Here is a 21,993-nt window from a genome sequence, read left to right as displayed (position 1 = left end):
TCCTCCTCAGTGCTTCGTCGCGCGGATGGTTGCCCACACCGTCGCGGGCGACGCCGGCATGGCGATGTCGACGACGCCGAGCGCATCGGTGATGGCGTTGATGACCGCCGGCGGCGAACCGATGGCGCCGGCCTCGCCGCAGCCCTTGATGCCGAGCGGATTGCCAGGGCATGGCGTATTCGAGGTCGAGACCTTGAAGGACGGCAGGTCGCCCGCGCGCGGCATGGTGTAATCCATGTAGCTTGCCGTCAGAAGCTGGCCGCTTGAGTCGTAATGCGCGCCTTCCAGCAACGCCTGGCCCACGCCTTGGGCGATGCCGCCATGCACCTGCCCCTCGACGATCATCGGATTGATGATGTTGCCGAAATCGTCCGCCGCGACGAACTGGACGATCTCTGTCGTGCCGGTTTCGGGGTCGATCTCGACCTCGCAGATGTAGCAGCCGGCCGGGAAGGTGAAGTTGGACGGATCGTAGAAGGCCGTCTCCTTCAGCCCGGGCTCCATGCCCGCCGGCAGGTTGTGGGCGGTGTAGGAGGCAAGCGCCACCTGGAACCAGGGCAGGCTCTTGTCGGTGCCCGCGACCTTGACCTCGCCATTCTCGATGACGATGTCACCCTCGTCCGCTTCGAGCAGGTGCGCGGCGATTTTCTTGGCCTTGGCCTCGACCTTGTCGAGGGCCTTGACGATAGCCGACATGCCGACGGCGCCGGAACGCGAACCATAGGTGCCCATGCCCATCTGCACCTTGTCGGTGTCGCCATGCACGATCGAGACCGAGTCGATCGGCACGCCGAAGCGCTGGGTGACCAGTTGCGCGAAGGTCGTCTCATGGCCCTGGCCATGGCTGTGCGATCCGGTCAGCACCTCGATCGTGCCGACGGCATTGACGCGCACCTCTGCCGATTCCCAGAGGCCGACACCGGCGCCGAGCGAGCCGACCGCCGACGACGGCGCCAGGCCGCAGGCCTCGATGTAGCAGCTCATGCCGATGCCGCGCAGCTTGCCCTGCTTGGCGGCGTCGGCGCGGCGCTTGGTGAAGCCGGCATAGTCGGCGGCTTTCATCGCCGCATCGAGCGAAGCGTTATAATCGCCCGCGTCATAGGCCATGATCACCGGAGTCTGGTGCGGGAAGGACGTGATGAAGTTGCGGCGTCTGAGTTCCGCCGGCGGCACGCCAAGCTCGCGCGCTGCGGTTTCCATCATCCGCTCGAGCACGTAGGTGGCCTCCGGACGCCCTGCCCCGCGATAGGCATCGACGGGCGCGGTGTTGGTATAGACGGTGCGCACATTGGCGTGGATCGCCGGGATGTTGTACTGGCCCGACAGCAGCGTGGCATAGAGATAGGTCGGCACGCAGGACGAGAACAGCGACATGTAGGCGCCGAGATTGGCTATTGTGTCGACCTTCAGACCGGTGATGCGGTTGTCCTTGTCGAAGGCCATCTCCACCGTCGAGACATGGTCGCGGCCATGCGCGTCCGACAGGAAGCTTTCGGTGCGGTCGGCGACCCATTTGACGGGAACGCCGGTCTTCTTCGATGCCCACAGGCAGACGATCTCTTCCGGATAGATGTAGATCTTGGAGCCGAAGCCGCCGCCGACATCGGGCGCTATCACGCGCAGCTTGTTTTCCGGCGCGACATTGTAGAAGGCGCTCATCACCAGCCGCGCGACATGCGGGTTCTGCGACGTCGTCCAGCAGGTATAGTGGTCCTCCGCCTTGTCGTAGTGCCCGAGCGCCGCGCGCGGCTCCATCGCATTCGGCACCAGCCGGTTGTTGACGATCTTCATGCGCGTGACATGGGCCGCCGACCTGATCGCCGCGTCGGTCGCCTTGCCGTCGCCGAGCTCCCAGTCGAAGATCAGGTTGTTCTCTGCCTCGGCATGGACCTGCGGCGCTCCGGGTTGGATGGCCTTGGTGGCGTCGACCACGGCCTTCAGTTCCTTGTAGGTGATGTCGACCGCTTCCGCCGCGTCGCGCGCCTGGCCCTTGGTGTCGGCGACGACGATGACCACCGCATCTCCGACATAGCGCACCTTATCGACGGCTAAAGGCGACCATGCGCCCATCTTCATCGGCGTGCCGTCCTTGGAATGGATCATCCAGCCGCAGATCAGGTTGCCGATCCCGTCGGCCTTGAGCTCCTTGCCGGTGAGCACGCCGACGACGCCGGGCATCGCTTGCGCCTTTTTCACATCGATCTTCTTGATCTGCGCATGCGCGTGCGGACTGCGCACGAACACGGCATGTTTCATGCCGGGGACCACCATGTCGTCGACATAGCGGCCACCGCCGGTGATGAACCTCTTGTCTTCCTTGCGCGCCACGCGGGCGCCGACGCCTTCAATACCCATTTGCGGAAATTCCTCCGGAATTAAGGGAATAGGCAGTAGGGGGTTAGGCAGTAGTGAGGGGCTCGCGGTCGTATCGCCGTTTGCCTTATTCCCTATTGCCTACTGCCTACTCCCTAAGCTGCCTGCTTCGCCCTGCCCTTGGCGCCCTTCGCCATCGTCTCCGATGCGGCGAGGATCGCCTTGACGATGTTGTGGTAGCCCGTGCAGCGGCAGATATTGCCTTCGAGCTCGGCGCGCACCGTCGCCTCGTCGAGGCCCTCGGGATGGCGCGCGATCATGTCGGTCGCCGCCATGATCATGCCCGGCGTGCAGAAGCCGCATTGCAGCCCGTGATGCTCCTTGAACGCGGCCTGCACCGGATGCAGCTCGGCCCCGTCGGCGAGCCCCTCGATGGTGACGATGGTCGAGCCAGAGGCCTGCGCGGCCAGCATGGTACAGGACTTCACCGCCCGGCCGTCGACATGCACGACGCAGGCGCCGCATTGCGATGTATCGCAACCGACATGCGTTCCGGTGAGTCCGAGATGTTCCCTGAGGAAATGCACCAGAAGCGTTCGGTCCTCGGCGTTCCCGCTGACCCGCCTCCCGTTCACAGTCAACGACACGTCCGACATGCAACCTCCCTGGGTATCAACCTTGGTCATTGCCGAATGCCGCGCTTGTGCTTCGGCAGTGCGTTATTCAGGTAGCGTACAACGGGCAAAACAGCGCTGCCAGCGCCGGTTCCATTGTACTTTCGATCATGGCGAAAGCTATGTGCAGCGCAGCAACCGGCCCCATTGCCAAAACCGGGATTGAAGGCAAAGATGCCTTCGACGCGAAGCGTGCCTGACACGCATAAGAAAAGACACGCACAAAACAGCGTTGGAGGAAATTGCGGAGACGGCAGCTGGCCAGTTCGAGCACACGCTATGCATCGGGCCTTTCGGCGCTCACCACGGATGAGCCCGACCCGAATGCCTTTGCGCGGGCCATCGCGGCCGAAGCAGCGGCTGTCGACGCCGGCTTTGCGCTTCTGTTCTTCTCCCAAAGCCTGGTCGACGCGGCGGGGCTCGCGCAAGCGCTGAAGGTCCATGCGCCGTCGCTCGCCTATGCCGGCTGCTCGACCGCCGGCGAAATCACGCCGCAGGGACTGGAGGAAGGGCATGCCCTTGCCCTGCTTTTGCCGTCGGCCTCGTTTTCGACCGTCAGCACCATGGTCGAGAACCTCTCCTCCTCCGGCATGGACGGGATCACCGGCGAGGTCGTGGAGCTGCGGCGCCTGCTGCGCTGCCGCGCCGGCCAGGAGCGGGCGAAGAGCGTCTTCGCCCTCTGCTTCATCGACGGGCTTTCCTATGCCGAGGAAGCGGTGACCTCGGCCATCCACTGGGGGTTGGACGACATTCCGCTGATCGGCGGCTCCGCGGGCGACGACCTGAAATTCGAGACGACCAGCCTGATTTCGAACGGCAAGGTCACGTCCGACAGCGCCATCATCGTGCTGGTCGCGACCGAGATCCCCTTCCACGTCTTCAAGACCGACAATTTCATTCCGACCGACGAGAAGCTGGTGGTGACGTCGTCCGACCCGGACCATCGCATCGTGCGCGAATTCAACGCCACCAACGCGGCGGAGGAATACGCGGCCTCGGTCGGCACCGTGGCGCAGGCGCTGACGCCGCTAAGCTTCGCCTCCCATCCCGTCGTGGTGAAAGTGGCCGGCGAATATTACTGCCGCTCCATCCAGCGCATGCATGTCGACGGCTCGCTGTCGTTCTTCTGCGCCATCGACGATGGCGTCGTTTTGTCCATCGCCCAGCCGAAGAACATGGTGGAAGCGACGCGCGCCGCGTTGCAGGACGCCGAACGCAAGCTCGGCGGCATCGACATGATCCTCGGCTTCGACTGCGTTCTGCGCCGGCTCGATGCGCGCAACCGCCAGGTTTACCGGGACATTTCGGAGCTCTACCGGACCAACAAGGTCATCGGCTTCGGCACCTATGGCGAGCAGTACCGCTCGATGCACCTCAACCAGACCTTTACCGGCATCGCCTTCGGCGAGCCCCAGGCAGCCGAGTAGCGAGATGCCGCTTCGCGACATCAATGACCTCGAAAGGCTGAAGAAGATCAACGCGGCCCTCGTCAGCCGCGTCGAGCGTTCGATGGACCAGCAGGGCAATGCCTTCTCGCTGTTCCAGACCGCCATCTCGCTGGAAAACCGGGTGCGCAACCGCACCGAGGAACTGCACGCGACGCTGCGCCGGCTCGAACAGTCGAACATCGACCTCAGCGAGGCGAAGGAGAACGCCGAACTGGCGAACCTCTCCAAGACCAGGTTCCTCGCCGCCGCCAGCCACGACGTGCTGCAGCCGCTCAACGCCGCGCACCTGTCGGTCTCTGCGCTGGCCGAGGTCCAGGCCAGCGAGGAAGGCAGGAAGCTTGTCCGGCAGGTCGAGCGCTCGCTGGAGACGATGGAAGACCTCTTGCGCACACTGCTCGACATCTCGAAGCTCGACGCCGGGGTGGTGCAACCGGAAGTCGTCGACGTCAGCCTGGAGGCGCTGTTTTCCTCGCTGCGCTCGGATTTCCTGCCCGAAGCGGAAAAGAAAAGCCTGTCGCTGAAATTCAGGCCGGTGAACGTGGTGGTGCGCTCCGACCGCACGCTGCTCAGGCGCATCCTGCAGAACATTCTCTCCAATGCGCTGCGCTACACCCGCTCGGGCGGCGTGCTGGTCGGCACCAGGCATCGCGGCGACATCATCCGCATCGACGTCGCTGACACCGGCTGCGGCATTCCCGAGGACCAGCGTGAGGCGGTGTTCGAGGAATTCCACCGCGGCACCTCGACGCTTAACAATGCGGAACTCGCCGGCGGGCTCGGCCTCGGCCTCGCGATCGTGCGCCGCATGGCGGCGGCACTCGGCCACCCCATCACCTTTTCCTCGAAGGTCGGGCGCGGCACCATCTTCCATATCGACGTGCCGGTCGGCATGGCCACGGCCGAGCCGGCGATGGCCGCCGCCGACATGGAGCGGCCGCGCGGTTACGGCCTGTTCGGCACCAGGGTGCTGCTGGTCGAGAACGACGTGGACGTGCTCTCGGCCATGACCTCGCTGCTCGAGCGCTGGCAATGCCTGGTCCGCGCCGCCACCTCGACCGACGATGCGCTCGACCTGCTCGGCGACACCGCCTGGGTGCCCGACATCATCATCGCCGACCAGCATCTCGACGGCGGCGACCTCGGCACCTCAACGATAGCCGAAGTGCGCGACTATCTAGGCCGCCCGGTGCCCGCGCTGATCGTCACCGCCGACGGCTCCGAGCTCGTCGCCAAAGCGGCGCGAGCAGCCGGCATCGAACTGATGCGCAAGCCGCTGAAGCCTGCGCAATTGCGTGCGCTGCTGGCGCATCTTCTGGCTTAGAAATGCCGCCTCAAAACCCGGCCTGGTCCCGAAACAGCTCCGCATTGTCGAGCTTCGACACCTCGATCACCGCCTGCGTGCGGCTGTAGACGTTGAGCTTGCGCAGGATCTCCGAGACATGTGCTTTCACAGTAGTCTCACCCACCTGCAGCTCGTAGGCGATCTGCTTGTTGAGCATGCCTTGGCGCAGCATCTGCAGGACCCTCAGCTGCTGCGGCGTCAGCCTGGCCAGGCGCTGCACCATGTCGGCGCGGTCGGTGCTGTCGGGATCGGGCGGCTGGCCTTCGTAATTTTCCGGCACATAGACCGCGCCATCCATCACCGAGCGGATGGCGGCGGCGAGATCGCTCTTGCGGGCCGATTTCGGGATGAAGCCGGCGGCGCCATAGGACAGTGCCTCCGAGATGATCTTCGGCTCCTCGTAGCCCGACACGATCACCACTGGCAGCCGCGGATAACGGGTCCTCAGCTGCAACAGCCCCTCGAAGCCATGCACGTCGGGCATGCTCAAATCGAGCAGCGCGAGGTCGAACGGCTTGGCATCGGCAAGAAGCTCGATCGCTTCCGCGATCGAGCGCGCCTCGACCGTATCGACATCCGGATAGGCCATCTGCACGGCGCTGTGCAGCGCCTCGCGAAACAGCGGGTGGTCGTCGATGATCAGGAAGCGGGCGCGATCGCTGACGGAGGTCATTGCACGGGTTCAGGCTTCGGTTCGGTTTCAGCCGGCACAGGATAGTCCCGTGATCATGGCCAGATTATTGGCAAATAGTACACGCCCAATGGTACGGCGCATTGTCACTGAAACGACAGGTCGGTGTGCAGGGACGTCGAGTCTTGCCCGCGGGTCGAAATCGGCCGAAGGTGCTAACGATTCATGCCAGCACAGAGAAAAATCATGCCAGAATTCGTCCTTCCGCCGCCGACGATTGCTTCGGTTGCCGTCGCGGACTCGGCAGAGCGGTTTGCCGTGCGCCGCATCTTCTGCGTCGGCCGCAATTACGCCGCGCATGCGCGCGAGCTCGGCAATGACGAGCGCGATCCACCCTTCTTCTTCACCAAACCGGCCGACGCGGTGGTCGACAGCGGCGCCGAGATCCCCTACCCGCCGCTGACCTCGAACCTGCACCACGAGATCGAGCTGGTCGTCGCCATCGGCGAGGCCGGTTTCCGCATTCCGCGCGCCGAGGCGCTCGCTCATGTCTGGGGCTATGGCGTCGGCGTCGACCTCACCCGCCGCGACCTGCAGGATCAGGCAAAGAAAGCAGCCCGTCCCTGGGACTGGTCGAAAGCTTTCGACCAGTCGGCGCCTTGCGGCCCGCTGGTTCCAGCCGCGAAATCAGGACATCCGGAAAAAGGCCGTATCTGGCTTGCCGTCAACGGCGCGGTGAAACAGGACGGCGACCTTGCCGAGCTGATATGGCCGATCGCCGATATCGTCTCGATTTGCAGCGAAGCGGTCGAGCTTCGGCCCGGCGACCTGATCTTCACCGGTACGCCGGCCGGCGTCGGAGCGGTCCAGGCGGGCGACAGGATCACCGGCGGCGTCGACGGCATCGGCGAGATCACGGTGACCATCGGGCAGCCGAGGCGATGAGCGACCTCGTCCTTCACAACTACTACCGCTCCTCCACCTCCTACCGGGTGCGGATTGCGCTGGTGATGAAGGGGCTGGACTACACTTATGTGCCGCATCATCTGCGCCACGGCGAACATCTCGAGCCCGCTTATCTCGCGGTGAACCCGCAAGGTCTGGTGCCGGCGCTGGTTCTGGACGGCGGCACGCTTTTGACCCAATCGCTGGCGATCATCGAATATCTCGATGAAATCCGGCCGGAGCCGCAACTGCTACCGAAGGATGCGTTGGGCCGGGCGCGAGTGCGGATGCTGGCGCAGATGATCGCCTGCGACATCCACCCCGTGAACAATCTGCGCGTGCTGACCTCGCTGCGCACCTTGTTCGGCGCCGGCGACGAGGACGTCGTCAACTGGTTCCGGCATTGGGTGAATGAAGGTTTCCAGCCGCTTGAGAAGATTCTGGCTTCGTCGCCCGAGACCGGCGCGTTCTGCCATGGCGACACGCCGGGCCTGGCCGACATCTGCCTCGCCGCCCAGGTGACCAACAATGCCCGTTTCGGCGTCGACATGGCCCCCTATCCGGTGATCGCGCGCATCAACGCCGCCTGCATGGCGCTGCCGGCGTTCCAGAAGGCTGCGCCGCAGAACCAGATCGATGCCGAGTAGGGAAGCCAAAGACGCCGAGGAGGCCAAGGCACTCGCCGACATCGAAGAGTACGGCTGCCACATTCTCTATGTGCTGGAGGAGGACGAGCATCCGCCATTCGCATACTCGGTCGGGATAGAGCACAATTTTGGCGTCCCTGAATTGGTCGTTATCGGGCTCAAGCCGGACCTTTCGCTAACCATCATCAACGAGTACTGCAGACGCGTGCGCGGCGGCGAGAGGTTCAGCGTCGGTGCGCGGGCGTCGGGTTTCCTGGGAGGAGGCTTCGATTGTCAGTTCGGTGCGGTCCATCCCGATCACTACCCGGAATATTTCGGTTGGGACATATGGTTCTACGACGGGCCGGATTTCCGGATCGTGCAGCTTATTTTTCCGACAACCTCCGGGATTTGGCCGTGGGATGTCGAGGCTGATGAATGGTTTCGCGAACGGCAGCCGCTGCTCGATACTCCGCCGCCATAACTAGCGCCCTACCCTCACCGTCGCGGCCCAGAACGCCAGCGCCGCCAGACCGATACCGGCGCCAAGCAGGCAGACGCCGGTCCAGCCCCAGGCACCATAGGTGCTGGTCGAGGCAATCGAGCCCAGCGCGCTGCCCAGCGAGTAAAAGATCATATAGCCGCCGACCAGCCGGCTGCGGGCATCCGGCCGTCGGGCGAAGATCAGGCTTTGATTGGTGACGTGCACCGCCTGGATGGCGAGGTCGAGCATGACGATGCCCAGCACCAGCAGCCAGAGCGAGGACCCCATGAGGGCGATCGGCAGCCAGGCAGCAGCCATCAGCGAGAGGCTGAGGCCGGTCACCAATTGGCCCTCTACGACCTGATGGCGCTGCGCCAATGGGGCGAGACCTATTTCTCCGGGCCGGGCGAGCCCTACACCTTCATGGTCGACACCCGGACCGGCAGGCCGATCCGGCGGCTGGAGCATGCGGAGGACGGACGCCAGCTTGCGCCCGGCGAAACGCGGCTGGCCGACTTCCGCCAGAAAGCGGAGTAATGATCCGTCTGCCAGTCCCGGCCCTGGCAGAATCGATTTCCGGTCGACCAGCGGTGGAATCGGCTATCGTCAACTCAAAACGCACCAATGGTGGGAGTTGCCGATGAAAGCCGTCGTCTTCGAGAAATTCGGCGAGGCGCCGACGATCCAGACCGTTCCCGACCCGAAGCCGGCCGCCGACGGGGTGGTCATCAAGGTCGAGGCAACCGGTCTTTGCCGCAGCGACTGGCATGGCTGGTTGGGCCATGACGACGGCATCACGCTGCCGCACGTTCCCGGACACGAGTTGGCGGGCGTCATTGTCGCCGCCGGCAAGCAGGTCAGCCGCTGGAAGGCCGGCGACCGTGTCACGGTGCCCTTCGCGGTCGGCTGCGGCCGCTGCTTCGAATGCACCTCCGGCAACCACCAGGTCTGCGAGCATCAGTCCCAGCCGGGCTTCAACGCCTGGGGCTCGTTCGCCGAATATGTCGGCATCGAGCACGCCGACACCAATCTCGTGCGCCTGCCGGAAGAGATGGAATTCGCCACCGCCGCCAGCCTCGGCTGCCGCTTCGTCACTTCGTTCCGGGCCATTGTCGACCAGGGCCGGGTGACGCCCGGCGAATGGGTGGCGGTGCATGGCTGCGGCGGCGTCGGCCTGTCGGCGATCATGATCGCCAGCGCCATGGGCGCCAATGTGATCGCCATCGACCTCACCGACGAGAAACTGGCATTTGCGAAGAAGATCGGCGCGGTGGCGACGATCAACGCCGCGACGACGCCGAACGTGGTCAAGGCGGTCAAGCAGATCACCAATGGCGGCGCGCATATGTCGATGGACGCGCTGGGACACCCGACCACGTCCTTCAACTCGATCGCCAATCTGCGCCGGCGCGGCCGCCACGTTCAGGTCGGCCTGATGCTAGGCGAGCACGCCCGGCCGCAGGTGCCGATGGACAAGGTGATCGCCTTCGAGCTCGAAATCCTCGGCAGCCACGGCATGCAGGCCTACCGCTACTCCGCGATGATGGAGATGATCCGCACCGGCAAGCTGAAACCCGAACTGCTGGTCGGCAAGAAGATCAGCCTCGAGGAAGCGCCCGCGGCCCTGATGGCGATGGGCGGTTTCGAGGGCATCGGCATCGGGGTGGTGACGAAGTTCTGAGCAATTCCAGGAAAAGTGTGAAACGGTTTTCCGTCCGGAATTGCGTCAAAACAAATCAGTAGGCGCCTACCGCGCGAACTTCTTCGCCCCGAACACGCAGGCCACGACGCCCAGCGTGACGACCACCATCATCGGGCTGACCTTTTCGTGCAGCAGGCTCGCCGCCAGCGCCAGGCCGAAGAAGGGTTGCAGCAGCTGCAACTGCCCGACGGCGGCGATGCCGCCTTGCGCGAGGCCCCGGTACCAGAACACGAAGCCGATCAACATGCTGAACAGCGAGACATAGGCGAGGCCGATCCAGGCGCCGGAGCCGATGCCGGCGAAGGATGGCGGCAGCGTCAAAAAGCTCAGCGCCAGCATGACCGGCAGCGACAGCGCCAGCGCCCAGCATATCACCTGCCAGCCGCCGAGCTTGCGCGACAGCTTGGCCCCTTCGGCGTAGCCCAGCCCGCAGACGATGATGGCGCCGAGCATCAGGCCGTCGCCGACCGGCGAGGCAGTCAAGCCTTGCGACAGGGCAAAACCCGCGACCAAAGCGCTTCCCAGGCACGAGAACAGCCAGAAGGCCGGGCGCGGACGGTCGCCGCCGCGAAGCACGCCGAAGATCGCGGTCGCCAGCGGCAGCAGGCCGACAAAGATGATGGAATGCGCCGAGGTGACGTGTTTCAGCGCCAGCGCCGTCAGCAACGGGAAGCCGACCACGACACCCAGCGCGACGACGACGAGCGAGATCAGGTCGCTTCGCTCCGGACGCCTCTCGCGGAATAGCAGCAGCATCGCAATCCCGAGCAGACCAGCGATTGCCGCCCTGGCCGCCGTCAGGAAGGTCGGATCGAAATCCATCACCGCCACCCGCGTCGCCGGCAGCGACCCGCTGAAGATCAGCACCCCGATGAAGCCGCTGAGCCAGCCGTCAAAACTCTTTTCCATCATCTGCTCCGTTTGCGCTTCCGTACGAGGCAGATCATGGCGTTACCAGAGACAATGGGGTACAATTCCACAAAACTGTAATGGTATTTCGGGCAGTACGGATGACAGATCTCGCTCTTGAAAATGACGGCTCGCGCACGCTCGTCGAAAGCGTGATGGCGACGATCCGCCATCGCATCGCGGCACGCACGCTGACGCCCGGCGCGCGCCTGCCATCGATCCGGGCTCTCGCCAAATCCTTGCAGGTGTCGAAATCAACGGTGGTCGAAGCCTATGAACGGCTTGCGGCGGAAGGCGCGATCCGTTCGCGGCCGGGCTCGGGTTTCTACGCCGCCGGCCAGCTCGCGCCGCTGTCGCTTGCCGAGATCGGTCCCAAGCTTGACCGGGCCGTCGATCCGCTCTGGGTGTCCAGGCAATCGCTGGAAGCGGGCGAGGAGATGCTGAAGCCCGGCTGCGGCTGGCTGCCCGCGTCCTGGATGCCGCAGGCCGCCTTGCGCCGGGCACTGAGGACCGCGGCCCGAGCGGACGACGTGGCGCTTGCGGACTACGGCACGCCGCTTGGCCTGCCGCCGCTTCGCCAGTTGCTGGCGCGGCGCATGGCCGAGCACGGCGTCGAAGCCTCGCCCGACCAGATCATGCTGACCGATTGCGGCACCCAGTCGATCGACCTTTTGTGCCGTTTCCTGCTCGAGCCCGGCGACGCGGTGCTGGTCGACGACCCCTGCTATTTCAACTTCCACGCCCTGTTGCGCGCCCACCAGGCCAAGGTGATCGGCGTGCCGTACACGCCTTCGGGTCCGGATATCGAGCTCTTCGCGCAGGCGCTCGCCGAGCACCGGCCGCGCCTCTACATCACCAATTCCGGCATCCACAACCCGACCGGCGCGATCCTGTCGCCGGTCACCGCGCATCGGCTCCTGAAACTCGCCGACCAGGCGGATCTCACCATCGTCGAGGACGATATCTTCGCCGACTTCGAGCACAGCCCTGCCCCAAGGCTCGCGGCCTTCGACGGGCTGCAGCGTGTCGTCCAGATCGGCTCCTTCTCCAAGACGCTGTCGGCCTCGGTGCGCTGCGGCTTCATCGCCGCGCCATCCGACTGGATGGAAGGCCTGACCGATCTCAAGATCGCCACGACATTCGGCGGTGCGCGGCTGTCCTCGGAACTGGTGCTGAGCCTGTTGAAGGACGGCAGCTACCGCAAACATGTCGAGCAATTGCGCACGCGCCTGTCGCGCGCCATGGCCGAGACCGCCGGCAGACTGAAAATGATGGGCATCACGCCCTGGATCGACCAGCCTGCCGGCATGTTCCTCTGGTGCCGCCTGCCCGACGGCATCGACGCCGCCGACGTCGCCCGCCATGCGCTTTCGGACAATGTCGTGCTGGCGCCCGGCAATGCCTTCAGCCTGTCGCACACCGCCGGCCGCTTCATGCGCTTCAACGTGGCCCAGTGTGCCGACGGGCGTATTTTTTCCGCCCTGGAAAGAGCAGTCGCCGCGTCCCGCCGCAAAGCGGCATAAGCGCGACCGTCGGTTGCCCGAGCGATCTTCGGCTGGTAGTGAAACGCGAGCACGCATGCCAGCCGGCATGCGCATCGTCACCGGGACCGACAGCCATGGGATCCAGCAAGTCAGCAGACAAGTAAGCCGCAACAGCGCTTCGTTGTTGCGGCAGTCTGTCCGTCATTCCCGTGAGCAATTCCAGGAAAGGTGTAAAGCGGTTAGGCTCGGCCCTGCGTCGTAGCCTTCCGTCCGGAATTGCGTCAGAAAAGACTCAGGCAGATCGCCGCCGAATGTCACCATTTGAGCGGAACTCTCCTCATGTCTTCTCCGAACCAGCCGACATGGACCTTGTCCATGCCAGCAGCCTTGCTGCTTTTGTCTCCCTTCGACGTCCTGGCCTCCCTCGCCATGGATATCTACTTGCCCGTAGTGCCGATCATGCCGGGCGCGCTCGGCACCTCGACGGCCGTGGTGCAACTGACGCTCAGCCTCTACATGATCTGTCTGGGGCTCGGCCAACTTGCTTTCGGACCGATCTCCGACAGGATCGGTCGGCGCCCGGTGCTGATCGGCGGCGCCCTGTCGTTCGCGGCCGCCTCCTTCCTGCTCGCCCTTACGTCGCTTTCACCGGTCTTCCTTGCCCTTCGCATCGCGCAGGCCCTGAGCGCCTCGGCCATGCTGGTCGCTGTCTTCGCCACCGTCCGCGACATCTATGCGCAAAGGCCGGAAGGCGCCGTCATCTATGGCACGCTCGGCTCGCTGCTGTCCTTCGTGCCGGCGCTGGGACCGATCGCCGGGGCTTTGATCGCCAACAGTTTCGGCTGGCGGGCGATCTTCGTGGCGCTCGGCATTCTTGCCGTGGCCGCCACGCTCAACGCCTGGCCAAGATGGCGAGAAACGCGCCCGCTGACCCATGGCCCTGCCCGGGCTGGTTTCGGGCCGATCCTGCGCAGCTTCGGCTTCTGGACCTACACGCTGGCCTTCGCCGCCGCCATGGGCTCGTTCTTCGTGTTCTTTTCGACGGCGCCGAGAGTGCTCATCGGCAAGGCCGGCTTTTCCCAGATCGGCTTCAGCCTGGCCTTCGCCAGCGCGGCGCTGGTGATGATCGTCGCCACCCGCTTCGCCAAAAGCTTCGTCGCGCGCTGGGGCATCGAAGGCAGCGTCAGGCGCGGCATGGCGATGCTGCTCCTGGGTGCTGCCCTGCTGGCTGCAGGACAGTTGTTCGCCGAGCCATCCTTCGCGAGCTTCGTCATGCCGATGTGGATCATCGCCATCGGCATCGTCCTCACCGCGTCGGTGACGGCCAACGGCGCGCTGGCGCCGTTCGGCGAGGTCGCCGGCACGGCCGTCGCGCTCTATTTCTGCCTGCAGAGCGTGATCGTTTCCGCGGCGGGCACGATGTTCATCATCTTCCTGGATGGCGACACGGCATGGCCGCTGGCCGGTTATTGCTCGCTGATGGCGGCGATCACGCTCGCCGCGCTCGGCGTATCGCTCAAACGAGCGGAAGCAGCCTGATCCAAGGCCACACAGGCGGAGAGGCCTCCCAATGCCAAGGCGTCTCCGCCTACCGCCGCTGCGCGTATTTCCCGCCCTTGCTTGCCCGGCCTTCCCGACGAGTAGCCGGCAATTGACACGTATTTGTCTTCCGCATAGAAAGGGACAGACCTGTCTCATCACCAATCGCTTGCCATGACCGAACCGACCAGGACCGACAAGCGCCAGCACATCGTTGAAACCGCCTACGGGCTGTTCAAGCGCGTCGGCTTTCACGCCACCGGCATCGACCGCATCATCGCCGAAGCCGGCGTGGCCAAGATGACCATGTATCGTCACTTCCCCAGCAAGGACGATTTGATGGTCGAGGTCCTGGCCTACCGTGCAGAGCGGTTCGATCGCCAGCTCGACCGCCTCGCCGAACAGGCGGCCACGCCCGAGCAGAAGATCGGCACAATCTTCGACTGGTACGGGCGCTGGTTCCGCAGCGCCGATTTCCACGGTTGCCTGTTCGCGCATGCCTTGGCCGAGTTCGGCGATCCGGCGCACCCGGTGTTCCAGGCCGCCGTCAGACAAAAGAACGGCCTGAAGCGGCGCATGCGCCTGATCCTCGAAGAAACGATGCCCGCCGATGCGGCGGAAAGCGTTTCGGCCGCCCTGCTGATGCTGCTTGAAGGCGCGACGCTGATGGCCCGGATGGGCCAGCCCGACGCCGCCATTCGCGATGCCCGCAGTGCAGCAATGGCCATTCTCGCCACGCGGGAGAGACCGCAATGAGCGCGACAGTCATCAGCCTGGCATTGTTCGCCGCGATCCTGCACGCCGGCTGGAACGCGTTTCTGCGAACCGGCAGCGACAGGCTTTGGACCGTCACGGTCATGAGCTTCTCGGCAACGATCGCCGCCATTCCGTTGGCGATCTTCAACCCCCTTCCGGCGGCGTCGGCCTGGCCCTATGTCATGCTCTCGGCCTGCCTTCAGGTCGGCTACAGTCTCTTTCTGGTGGCGGCCTACCGCTACGGCGAATTGGGACAGGTCTACCCGATCGTTCGCGGCTCGGTGCCGCTTCTGGTGACGCTAGGCGGTTTCGTTCTGGCGGGCGAGCGTCTGAGCTGGCATCAGTCGCTTGGCGTCGTTCTCGCCGCGCTTGGCATCATGAGCCTTTCGCTTGGCAAAGGGCGCGCGGCAACGACATCAATCCTATATGCCCTGGCGACCGGCACGATCATCGCCGCCTATGCGACGGTCGATGCTATCGGTGTCCGATCGGCGGGAAGTTCAGGCGCCTACACGGCTTGGGTGCTGTTGGTCTACGGCGTGCTGCTGCCGGTCACCTTCATCATCTGCCGCGGCAAGCTCACCGTTGACTTTCGTTCGCCCGATGCGCTGAAGGCGCTCGGCGGCGGGATTTTCGCCTTGGTAGCCTATGGCGCCGTGGTCGCAGCCTTCGCGCTCGGGCCGGCCGGTCCGATCACCGCCATACGCGAGACGAGCGTAGTTTTCGCGGCGCTGATCGGCCGGCTCTTCCTGGGAGAGACCCTGACGCCGAGGCGAATTGCGGCTTGCGGCGTTGTCGCTCTAGGCGCGATCTGCCTCGGCTATCAAGGGTAATGCCGTTCCCGCCGCACTAAGCCCCTGCCCGCTTGCGGCGCTCGTACATCATCACCAGCGTTTCGGCCGTCAGCGCCGGCTTCTGCTCGCCCTCGATCTCGACGGTGTTGGCTGCCTTCATAAGATACTGGCCGGGACCACGGTCCTCCATGGAAAGCAGCGTGGTGCGCAGCCTGATGCGCGCGCCGGCTTTGACCGGCGCCAGGAAGCGCACCTTGTCGAAGCCGTAGTTGAAGGCGGCCTGGGTGTTCTCCGGCACGATGCCCATCTCCAGCGCCAGCGCGCCGATGATCGACAAAGTCAGGTAACCATGCGCGATCGTGGTGCGGAACGGGCTCTGCCGTTTCGCCCTTTCGGGGTCGACATGGATCCACTGATGGTCGCCCGTGCATTCGGCGAACTGGTCGATGCGCTGCTGGTCGACCGTCGTCCAGTCGGACACGCCGAGTTCCTGCCCGGACATCGTGCGCAACTGTTCGAAGGTCGGCGGCGTTCTCGGCCGTGCTTCCGTCATTCCGGCTTTCCCATCACTCTTGCCTGTCTCCCGACCATGAAGCGGCGGCTTCTGTCAATTCGCCGCCCCGCGATTTTCGCCGGTAGAGTTGATGCTTTTGGGGCAAGCCGAGAACGCTCGGGCGACAGGGCCGGTTGCATCGCATATCGGTCGATGGTGGGTCCGAAACCGCCGGATAGGCTATTTCTTTTCGTAACCGGCGCGGATCTCCGCCATCGCATCCCTGATCCGCTCGCGCAGTATCTCGACCGATTCGGTGCTGGATTTCCGCACAAGGCCAGCCACTTCGCTGGCATTCTTCAGCGTCGTCTCGAACGACCTGCGGGCAAATTCAGCCTGCTTGGTCATGAGGTCCTGCGGATTGCCGGGCGTCTGGTAATTCTGCGCCATCCGCGTGATCTCGTGCATGGCATTCTGCACCATCTCATGCTGCCTCGCCAGCACCGAGGATGCCCCTGCCGCACCCGCCCTTGCCGACTTTTCCAGGGCTTCGAGATTCTTGCGATGATGATCCAGGATCGCCTGGACATCGACATTCGGCAGCTTGAGGTCGCGACCGAACCTGCTGAACATGTCGAGGAACGAATAGGATTCCGGTTGTTTTGCCATGCTCTGCCTCCCGTTTTGCCGCGTTCGCGGCGCCCTCAAACGCAATTCCAGGAAAAGTGTGTAGCGGTTTTCCGCCCCGAATTGCTTAAGACCCAAGGCAGAATAGTGCGCGCCGGGCTGGCGTCAATTGACGAGAAACAGCCGCTCCGCCGTATAGAGCGCCAGCCCGGCAAGCCCGCCGATGATCATGCCGTTGAAGCGGATATATTGCAGGTCCTTGCCGATGTTCGTCTCGATCAGCCGCGTCAGCTGCGCCAGGTCCCAGCGCTTGACCTGGTCGGCGATGAATTTCGACACGCCGCTCTTCTGGCTTTCCACGAACGAAGCCAGCGCCACGACAAAACCCTGGTTCATGTCGGCCCTGATCTGGGCGTCGTCGGCCAGATGCCTGCCGACCTCGACGAACATGTTGGCGAGGTGCGCGCGGATCGTCGAATTCGGAGCATTGATGTCCTGCTCGATGAACAGGCGCAGGCTTGTCCACGCATCGCCGGCCAGCGCCCTCACCTCCGGACGGCCGAGAAAATCGCGCTTCAGCTTCTCGGCGCGCCTTGCATATTGCTTCGAGGTCCTGAGCCGCTCGATGAAGCCGAGCGCGAAGCGGTCGAATTCGGCGCGCATGGGGTGATCTGGATCGGCCCGCACCTCATCGAGCAGAGAGCCCGCCGACGCGACGATCTTCTTCAAGAGATAGGCATCGGCGCGAAACAGGTTGAACAGCGATGGCAACTCCTCGCGGATCTTTTCGCGCATCGTCTCGAGCGCCTGCTCGTCGTTGAGGAAACGCCCGATCACCCTGGTGAACTCGTCGAACAGCTTCTGGTGCCGGCGATCGTCGGTCAGCGCCGACAAAAGATCGGCCGCGAGCGGCGCCAGCGGCACCTTTTCGATCTGCTCCAGCATGCGGCTGGTGACGAAGTCGCGCAGGCCGGATTGCTCCACCGCCGTCAATGTCTGCGGCACCAGCCGCGCGACGAATCGCGACAGGGCGGCGGAGCGCTCGGCATCAGCCAGCCAGTCGGCGACCAAAGCGGCGAAATCGACCTCGGCGAGCTTCTCGCGCACCGGCTCGGGCGCCAGGAAATTGGCCTCGATGAAGCGGCCGAGATTGTCGGCGATCCGGTGCTGGTTCTCCGGTATGATGGCCGTATGCGGGATCGGTAGCCCGAGCGGCCGTCTGAACAGCGCCACCACGGCATACCAGTCGGCGAGCCCGCCGATCGTCGCCGCCTCGGCGAAGGCCGCGACGAAGCCGAGCCACGGATGGCTGCCCTCGAAGGACTTAGCGAGCGCAAAGACGAGGATGCACAGCGCGAGCACTGCCGCGGCGATGAACTTGGTCCGCCGCAACGCCGAGAGCTTCGCCTTGGCATCGGCGTCGAATCGAACCGGCGCGAAAGCCGGAGCTGACTGTGACATGGAAAGGCCGTTTCCTGTTTGCACCCGCATCTATCTAGTGGCTGCGCCGCCAAAACGCTCGCTCGAAGCGCAGGAGCGATATCCGGCGACTATCCGCGTCGGCTTGCACAAAAAGTTGACACGATTATTCAGCTATGTACCGGTCCAGTCTGGAATTGTTCCAAACTATGGGCCATATTCGGCCCAAGCTAATATTTCGCGAGGATACCATGCGGCTCACGCGCCAGACCAACTATGCGATGCGCATCCTGATGTATTGCGCCGCAAACACCGACAGGCTGAGCCGCATCCCTGAGATCGCCGCCGCCTATTCGGTGTCGGAACTGTTCCTGTTCAAGATCCTGCAGCCGCTGGTCGAGGCCCGCTTGGTCGAAACCGTGCGCGGCAGGAATGGCGGTGTGCGGCTCGGCCGTCCGGCCGAACAGATCAACCTGTTCGATGTCGTGCGCGTCACCGAAGAGAGCTTCGCCATGGCCGAGTGTTTCGAGAACGACGCCGCCGAATGCCCGCTGGTCGACAGCTGCGCCCTGAATTCGGCGCTGCGCGAGGCGCTCAACGCCTTCTTCGCCGTGCTTTCACGCTACACGATCGCAGATCTCGTCGCGGCGCGTCCGAATGTGCGCAGCCTGCTTGGCATCGACCTTCTGGAGCAGCGCGCGCCTGCTGCGTGATCAAGACCTGGCGACCTGTTTCTCAAAGGCCACCGCCCACGGCTTCCCGGGTGTGGCGCCACCCTCGACTTCGTCATTCTAGGGCGGAGCAAGGAGCGCAGCGACGCAGCGCAGACCCTAGAATCCATTCCGTGACGTGCGAGCGCCGCGGCGATGCAGAACGAGCGGCGTAGGCGCCAGCGCTCCTTCTGGACCGCTGCTTTCTTCGGTTGATGTCACGGAATGGATCCTCGGGTTTGCGCTGCGTCCGCTTCGCTCCCGCTCCGCCCGTGGATGACGAAGTTCACCGCCAGACCTAAGCGGCCGATTGCGGCAACACGAACGGCATGTTCGCGGCCGGCAGCGCGCCGACCTTCAGCCTGCAGTCGAACACCTTCTCGATCAGCTCGTCATTCAGCACGTCCGTCGGCGAGCCGGCGGCGGCCAGCTGGCCGTGGGAGAGCACGAAAATGCGGTCGGCATACATGGCCGTCAGATTGAGGTCGTGTAGGATCGCCACCACGCCGCCGCCGCGCCGGGCGAAGTCGCGGGCAATGTTCATGATGATGAGCTGGTGCTTGACGTCGAGGCTGGAGACAGGCTCGTCGAGGAAGAGATAGCGCGGCCTGCCCTCGAGCACCGGCGCCCAGACCTGGCAGAGCACACGGGCAAGCTGCACGCGCTGCTGCTCGCCGCCGGAAAGCTCTTGGTAGAAGCGGCCGGCAAAACCGTCGAGGTCGACGCGCGCCAGCGCCCGCTCCGGCAGGCGCGCATCCTCGCCCGGCAGCACGCCGGAGCGCCCGCCGATCAGGCCGAGGCGCACGATCTCGCGCACGGTGAACGGGAAGGACAGCGTCGTGGCCTGTGGCAGCACGGCGCGCAGCGTAGCTGCCTCGACCGGCTTCATGGCCGACAGGTCGCGGCCGTTGAGCGTGACGGTGCCGGTATAGGCGAGCTCGCCGGTCAGCGCCTTGAGCAAGGTCGTCTTGCCGGACCCGTTCGGTCCGACGATGGCCGAGACCTCGCCGGGCCGCGCGGCGAAATCGACATGCGAGACGATGCGCTTGCCGCCGATCGCCACCGAGATGTCGCGCGCTTCGATCATGGCAAGCTCACAGATCGATGACGCCGCGCTTGCGCAGCAGAATCCACAGGAAGAACGGCGCGCCGGCAACCGCCGTGACGATGCCGATCGGCAGCTCGGCCGGCGCGACGATGGTGCGCGCGACCGCGTCGGCGATGAGAAGCAGCGAGGCGCCGAGCAGGGCGGAAGCCGGCAGCAAATAGCGGTTGTCCGGACCGATCGCCAGCCGCAGGACATGCGGCACGACGATGCCGATGAAGCCGATGCCGCCGCTGACCGCGACCGAAGCGCCGACCGCCGCCGACACCGCGACGATGGCCGTGTATTTCAGCCGCTGCACCGGAATGCCGAGATGACCCGCGGTCGCTTCGCCCAGCGCCAGCGCGTTGAGGCCCCGCGACAGGAACGGCATCGCCGCCAGCGCCAGCACGATCACCGGCCCCACGGTGCCGATCTTCGGCCATGTCGAGCCGGCAAGCGAGCCGAGCTGCCAGAAGGTCAGGTCGCGCAGTTGCCGGTCGTCGGCCATGAAGATGAGGATGCCGGTGAGCGCCATGGCAAGGGCGCTGATCGCGATGCCGGCAAGCAGCATCGTGGCGACCGACGTCCGCCCCTGGCGCGTGGCGATGGCATAGAGCAGCAACGTCACCGCTAGCCCGCCGAAGAAGGCCGCGAGCGGCAGCGCGAGCGTGCCGAATGCAAGCGTGACGGGCGCAAGCCACGTGGCGCCGAGCACGATGATCGCTACCGCTCCCAGGCTGGAGCCGGCGGAAACGCCGATCAGGCCGGGATCGGCAAGCGGATTGCGGAACAGCCCCTGCATCACCGCGCCGCAGACGGCGAGCGCGGCGCCGATCAGCGCGCCGAGCAGCACGCGCGGCATGCGGATGTCGTAGACGATCAACTGGTCGCGCGCGGCCAGCGCCGCGTCGGCGGGCATGGCGCCTGTAAACCGGTCGTGGATGACGCGGACGGCGGAGGCGTCGGAGGCGCCCGACGTCAGCGACAGGAACACGCAGAGCGCGAGCGCCAGGCACAAGAGCAGGATGACAAGCCTTGCCCGGGCCGAGCGGTCGCCATCGGCCGCCATCACCCTGACCGCGCCGGCAATGGACTGTTCGGCCATCGCCGCTCAGTCCGTGACCTGGTTGCCATAGAGCGAGACGGCAAGATCATGGATGGCTTCGGCCGTGCGCGGGCCGAAGCCGAGCAGATAGCCGCCCCACATGCTGATCATCTTGCGGCTCGTGCCCGCCGGTGTCGAAGCGACGGCCGGGTTGGCGAACAGCTCCTCTTCCGAGATCGGCGGTCCGCCGCCCTTCATCGTCAGGATGACATCCGGCCTGGCGCTGACGATCGCCTCGTCGGTCATCCCTTTGTAGCCGGAAAAGCCCTCGACCGCGTTGACCGCGCCGGCAAGCTTGATGATGCCGTCGGCCGCGGTGTCGCTGCCCGCGGCAAGGATCTTGCCGCCTTGCGTCGACAGCACGAACAGCACGTGCTTGCGATCCTTGATCGCAGCCGTCTGCCTTTCCGCCGCCGTCAGCTTCGCGTCCGTCTCCGCGGCGAGCTTCTCCGCCTTCGCCTCGACCCCCAGCGCCTTGCCGACGATGCGTATCTTTTCGAGGATGCCCTCATGATTGTAGTGGTCCGGCACTTCGATGAAGGGCACGCTCGACTTCTTCAGCACGTCGACCGCTTCTTTCGGACCGCTGCCGTGCAGCGCCAGGATTCCGGTCGGATTGACCGACAGGACACCCTCGGGCGAGAGCGCGCGCATGTAACCGACATCCGGCAGCTTCACCGCCGCCTCGGGATAGTTGCTGGTCGAATCGCGGGCCACGAGACGGCCTTCCTCGCCGAGCGCGTAGACGATCTCGGTGATCGAGCCGCCTATGGAGGCGATCCGCGAGGTGTCCGAAAAGACGGCCACCCCCTCGTTAGCGCCGGCCGGCGGCGCGGTGGCCGCAAGCAGGACACCGAGCATCGGCGCAAGCGCCGCGCGGAAACTGAGAACAAAGCGCATTGGGT

General features: G+C 64.9%; 23 protein-coding genes. 12 read left to right on the top strand and 11 right to left on the bottom strand.

The annotated features are described in order from the left end of the window. Window positions 1-6 precede the first annotated feature (6 nt). Together FJ430_RS17370 and FJ430_RS17365 are read right to left on the bottom strand one after the other, a co-directional pair. Window positions 7-2,355, bottom strand: a complete 2,349-nt coding sequence (locus FJ430_RS17370; RefSeq protein ID WP_140710688.1) for a xanthine dehydrogenase family protein molybdopterin-binding subunit — start codon at window positions 2,353-2,355, stop codon at window positions 7-9. A 113-nt stretch (window positions 2,356-2,468) separates the two neighbouring features. Then, entirely contained in the window at window positions 2,469-2,969 is a 501-nt protein-coding gene (locus FJ430_RS17365) for a (2Fe-2S)-binding protein (protein WP_140710686.1), read from the bottom strand. 260 nt (window positions 2,970-3,229) lie between these two features. Between FJ430_RS17365 and FJ430_RS17360 the strand changes: the two genes are divergently transcribed. Together FJ430_RS17360 and FJ430_RS17355 are read left to right on the top strand one after the other, a co-directional pair. Continuing rightward, window positions 3,230-4,414: an FIST signal transduction protein gene (locus FJ430_RS17360; RefSeq protein WP_140710684.1), complete on the top strand. Its 1,185-nt coding sequence runs from the start codon at window positions 3,230-3,232 to the stop codon at window positions 4,412-4,414. 4 nt (window positions 4,415-4,418) lie between these two features. Next, window positions 4,419-5,756, top strand: a complete 1,338-nt coding sequence (locus FJ430_RS17355) for a hybrid sensor histidine kinase/response regulator (protein WP_140710682.1) — start codon at window positions 4,419-4,421, stop codon at window positions 5,754-5,756. A gap of 10 nt (window positions 5,757-5,766) precedes the next feature. On the opposite strand, the gene FJ430_RS17350 is transcribed toward FJ430_RS17355, so the two are convergent. Next, entirely contained in the window at window positions 5,767-6,450 is a 684-nt protein-coding gene (locus tag FJ430_RS17350; protein ID WP_040981753.1) for a response regulator, read from the bottom strand. Window positions 6,451-6,654: 204 nt separating this feature from the next. Between FJ430_RS17350 and FJ430_RS17345 the strand changes: the two genes are divergently transcribed. The 3 genes from FJ430_RS17345 to FJ430_RS17335 are packed head-to-tail and all read left to right on the top strand — an operon-like array spanning window position 6,655 to window position 8,463. Next, a complete protein-coding gene (locus FJ430_RS17345) occupies window positions 6,655-7,353 on the top strand; it encodes a fumarylacetoacetate hydrolase family protein (RefSeq protein ID WP_140710680.1) in 699 nt (232 codons plus the stop codon). Further along, window positions 7,350-8,000, top strand: coding sequence for a maleylacetoacetate isomerase (gene maiA / locus FJ430_RS17340; protein WP_140710679.1), 651 nt, complete (start codon window positions 7,350-7,352; stop codon window positions 7,998-8,000). The genes FJ430_RS17345 and maiA overlap by 4 nt, the downstream gene beginning before the upstream one ends. Beyond that, window positions 7,990-8,463 (top strand): DUF4262 domain-containing protein, encoded by a 474-nt coding sequence (locus tag FJ430_RS17335; RefSeq protein ID WP_140647685.1) that lies wholly within the window; start codon window positions 7,990-7,992, stop codon window positions 8,461-8,463. Before maiA ends, FJ430_RS17335 begins: the two co-directional genes overlap by 11 nt. Here FJ430_RS17335 and FJ430_RS17330 read toward each other — a convergent pair whose 3' ends face one another. Beyond that, complete coding sequence (locus FJ430_RS17330) at window positions 8,464-8,805, bottom strand: hypothetical protein (RefSeq protein WP_319022982.1); 342 nt, start codon at window positions 8,803-8,805, stop codon at window positions 8,464-8,466. Window positions 8,806-8,808: 3 nt separating this feature from the next. Here FJ430_RS17330 and FJ430_RS17325 point away from each other — a divergent pair, with 3 nt between their 5' ends. Together FJ430_RS17325 and FJ430_RS17320 are read left to right on the top strand one after the other, a co-directional pair. After that, window positions 8,809-9,000, top strand: a complete 192-nt coding sequence (locus FJ430_RS17325) for a hypothetical protein (protein WP_226891741.1) — start codon at window positions 8,809-8,811, stop codon at window positions 8,998-9,000. A 103-nt stretch (window positions 9,001-9,103) separates the two neighbouring features. After that, entirely contained in the window at window positions 9,104-10,144 is a 1,041-nt protein-coding gene (locus tag FJ430_RS17320) for a zinc-dependent alcohol dehydrogenase family protein (protein ID WP_140710678.1), read from the top strand. A gap of 66 nt (window positions 10,145-10,210) precedes the next feature. Here FJ430_RS17320 and FJ430_RS17315 read toward each other — a convergent pair whose 3' ends face one another. After that, entirely contained in the window at window positions 10,211-11,074 is an 864-nt protein-coding gene (locus FJ430_RS17315; protein ID WP_140710677.1) for a DMT family transporter, read from the bottom strand. Between the two features lie 101 nt (window positions 11,075-11,175). On the opposite strand from FJ430_RS17315, the gene FJ430_RS17310 reads away from it, so the two are divergent. The 4 genes from FJ430_RS17310 to FJ430_RS17295 all read left to right on the top strand — a co-directional run bounded on the left by FJ430_RS17310 (window position 11,176) and on the right by FJ430_RS17295 (window position 15,686). Next, on the top strand, window positions 11,176-12,597 hold the full coding sequence (locus FJ430_RS17310; RefSeq protein ID WP_140710675.1) for a PLP-dependent aminotransferase family protein: 1,422 nt from the start codon (window positions 11,176-11,178) through the stop codon (window positions 12,595-12,597). Window positions 12,598-12,897: 300 nt separating this feature from the next. Beyond that, the gene (gene cml / locus FJ430_RS17305; RefSeq protein WP_140710673.1) at window positions 12,898-14,097 is read left to right on the top strand and encodes a CmlA/FloR family chloramphenicol efflux MFS transporter; all 1,200 of its coding nucleotides are present in this window, start codon (window positions 12,898-12,900) and stop codon (window positions 14,095-14,097) included. Between the two features lie 174 nt (window positions 14,098-14,271). Next, on the top strand, window positions 14,272-14,853 hold the full coding sequence (locus FJ430_RS17300) for a TetR/AcrR family transcriptional regulator (RefSeq protein WP_140710671.1): 582 nt from the start codon (window positions 14,272-14,274) through the stop codon (window positions 14,851-14,853). After that, entirely contained in the window at window positions 14,850-15,686 is an 837-nt protein-coding gene (locus FJ430_RS17295; RefSeq protein ID WP_140710669.1) for an EamA family transporter, read from the top strand. The genes FJ430_RS17300 and FJ430_RS17295 overlap by 4 nt, the downstream gene beginning before the upstream one ends. 16 nt (window positions 15,687-15,702) lie before the next feature. Here the strand turns inward: FJ430_RS17295 and FJ430_RS17290 are convergent, their stop codons facing one another. The 3 genes from FJ430_RS17290 to FJ430_RS17280 form a co-directional block, all read right to left on the bottom strand. Beyond that, window positions 15,703-16,200: a MaoC family dehydratase gene (locus FJ430_RS17290; protein ID WP_140647679.1), complete on the bottom strand. Its 498-nt coding sequence runs from the start codon at window positions 16,198-16,200 to the stop codon at window positions 15,703-15,705. 180 nt (window positions 16,201-16,380) lie between these two features. Then, a complete protein-coding gene (locus FJ430_RS17285; RefSeq protein WP_140710667.1) occupies window positions 16,381-16,809 on the bottom strand; it encodes a phasin family protein in 429 nt (142 codons plus the stop codon). Between the two features lie 123 nt (window positions 16,810-16,932). Beyond that, window positions 16,933-18,228: a DUF445 domain-containing protein gene (locus FJ430_RS17280; RefSeq protein ID WP_140710665.1), complete on the bottom strand. Its 1,296-nt coding sequence runs from the start codon at window positions 18,226-18,228 to the stop codon at window positions 16,933-16,935. A 209-nt stretch (window positions 18,229-18,437) separates the two neighbouring features. Here FJ430_RS17280 and rirA point away from each other — a divergent pair, with 209 nt between their 5' ends. Then, the gene (rirA, locus tag FJ430_RS17275) at window positions 18,438-18,899 is read left to right on the top strand and encodes an iron-responsive transcriptional regulator RirA (protein ID WP_140647676.1); all 462 of its coding nucleotides are present in this window, start codon (window positions 18,438-18,440) and stop codon (window positions 18,897-18,899) included. A gap of 295 nt (window positions 18,900-19,194) precedes the next feature. Here the strand turns inward: rirA and FJ430_RS17270 are convergent, their stop codons facing one another. The 3 genes from FJ430_RS17270 to FJ430_RS17260 are packed head-to-tail and all read right to left on the bottom strand — an operon-like array spanning window position 19,195 to window position 21,988. Then, the gene (locus FJ430_RS17270) at window positions 19,195-19,983 is read right to left on the bottom strand and encodes a heme ABC transporter ATP-binding protein (protein ID WP_140710663.1); all 789 of its coding nucleotides are present in this window, start codon (window positions 19,981-19,983) and stop codon (window positions 19,195-19,197) included. Window positions 19,984-19,990: 7 nt separating this feature from the next. Continuing rightward, the gene (locus tag FJ430_RS17265) at window positions 19,991-21,088 is read right to left on the bottom strand and encodes a FecCD family ABC transporter permease (protein ID WP_140710661.1); all 1,098 of its coding nucleotides are present in this window, start codon (window positions 21,086-21,088) and stop codon (window positions 19,991-19,993) included. A gap of 6 nt (window positions 21,089-21,094) precedes the next feature. Next, on the bottom strand, window positions 21,095-21,988 hold the full coding sequence (locus FJ430_RS17260) for a heme/hemin ABC transporter substrate-binding protein (protein ID WP_140710659.1): 894 nt from the start codon (window positions 21,986-21,988) through the stop codon (window positions 21,095-21,097). Window positions 21,989-21,993 lie beyond the last annotated feature (5 nt).

The sequence above is a fragment of the Mesorhizobium sp. B2-8-5 genome (genome assembly GCF_006440675.2).
Classification (GTDB): Bacteria; Pseudomonadota; Alphaproteobacteria; order Rhizobiales; family Rhizobiaceae; genus Mesorhizobium.
This window is presented reverse-complemented; position numbering and strand designations above follow the sequence as displayed.

Excerpts from the sequence above, each read along its gene's own strand:
- FJ430_RS17315 (WP_140710677.1), bottom strand. The coding sequence starts at position 11,074 with ATGGAAAAGAGTTTTGACGGCTGGCTCAGCGGCTTCATCGGGGTGCTG.
- FJ430_RS17370 (WP_140710688.1), bottom strand. The coding sequence starts at position 2,355 with ATGGGTATTGAAGGCGTCGGCGCCCGCGTGGCGCGCAAGGAAGACAAG.
- FJ430_RS17295 (WP_140710669.1), top strand. The coding sequence starts at position 14,850 with ATGAGCGCGACAGTCATCAGCCTGGCATTGTTCGCCGCGATCCTGCAC.
- FJ430_RS17285 (WP_140710667.1), bottom strand. The coding sequence starts at position 16,809 with ATGGCAAAACAACCGGAATCCTATTCGTTCCTCGACATGTTCAGCAGG.
- FJ430_RS17350 (WP_040981753.1), bottom strand. The coding sequence starts at position 6,450 with ATGACCTCCGTCAGCGATCGCGCCCGCTTCCTGATCATCGACGACCAC.
- FJ430_RS17260 (WP_140710659.1), bottom strand. The coding sequence starts at position 21,988 with ATGCGCTTTGTTCTCAGTTTCCGCGCGGCGCTTGCGCCGATGCTCGGT.
- FJ430_RS17335 (WP_140647685.1), top strand. The coding sequence starts at position 7,990 with ATGCCGAGTAGGGAAGCCAAAGACGCCGAGGAGGCCAAGGCACTCGCC.
- FJ430_RS17290 (WP_140647679.1), bottom strand. The coding sequence starts at position 16,200 with ATGACGGAAGCACGGCCGAGAACGCCGCCGACCTTCGAACAGTTGCGC.
- FJ430_RS17355 (WP_140710682.1), top strand. The coding sequence starts at position 4,419 with ATGCCGCTTCGCGACATCAATGACCTCGAAAGGCTGAAGAAGATCAAC.
- FJ430_RS17280 (WP_140710665.1), bottom strand. The coding sequence starts at position 18,228 with ATGTCACAGTCAGCTCCGGCTTTCGCGCCGGTTCGATTCGACGCCGAT.
- FJ430_RS17365 (WP_140710686.1), bottom strand. The coding sequence starts at position 2,969 with ATGTCGGACGTGTCGTTGACTGTGAACGGGAGGCGGGTCAGCGGGAAC.
- FJ430_RS17320 (WP_140710678.1), top strand. The coding sequence starts at position 9,104 with ATGAAAGCCGTCGTCTTCGAGAAATTCGGCGAGGCGCCGACGATCCAG.
- FJ430_RS17270 (WP_140710663.1), bottom strand. The coding sequence starts at position 19,983 with ATGATCGAAGCGCGCGACATCTCGGTGGCGATCGGCGGCAAGCGCATC.
- rirA (WP_140647676.1), top strand. The coding sequence starts at position 18,438 with ATGCGGCTCACGCGCCAGACCAACTATGCGATGCGCATCCTGATGTAT.
- FJ430_RS17265 (WP_140710661.1), bottom strand. The coding sequence starts at position 21,088 with ATGGCCGAACAGTCCATTGCCGGCGCGGTCAGGGTGATGGCGGCCGAT.
- FJ430_RS17300 (WP_140710671.1), top strand. The coding sequence starts at position 14,272 with ATGACCGAACCGACCAGGACCGACAAGCGCCAGCACATCGTTGAAACC.
- maiA (WP_140710679.1), top strand. The coding sequence starts at position 7,350 with ATGAGCGACCTCGTCCTTCACAACTACTACCGCTCCTCCACCTCCTAC.
- FJ430_RS17310 (WP_140710675.1), top strand. The coding sequence starts at position 11,176 with ATGACAGATCTCGCTCTTGAAAATGACGGCTCGCGCACGCTCGTCGAA.
- FJ430_RS17345 (WP_140710680.1), top strand. The coding sequence starts at position 6,655 with ATGCCAGAATTCGTCCTTCCGCCGCCGACGATTGCTTCGGTTGCCGTC.
- cml (WP_140710673.1), top strand. The coding sequence starts at position 12,898 with ATGTCTTCTCCGAACCAGCCGACATGGACCTTGTCCATGCCAGCAGCC.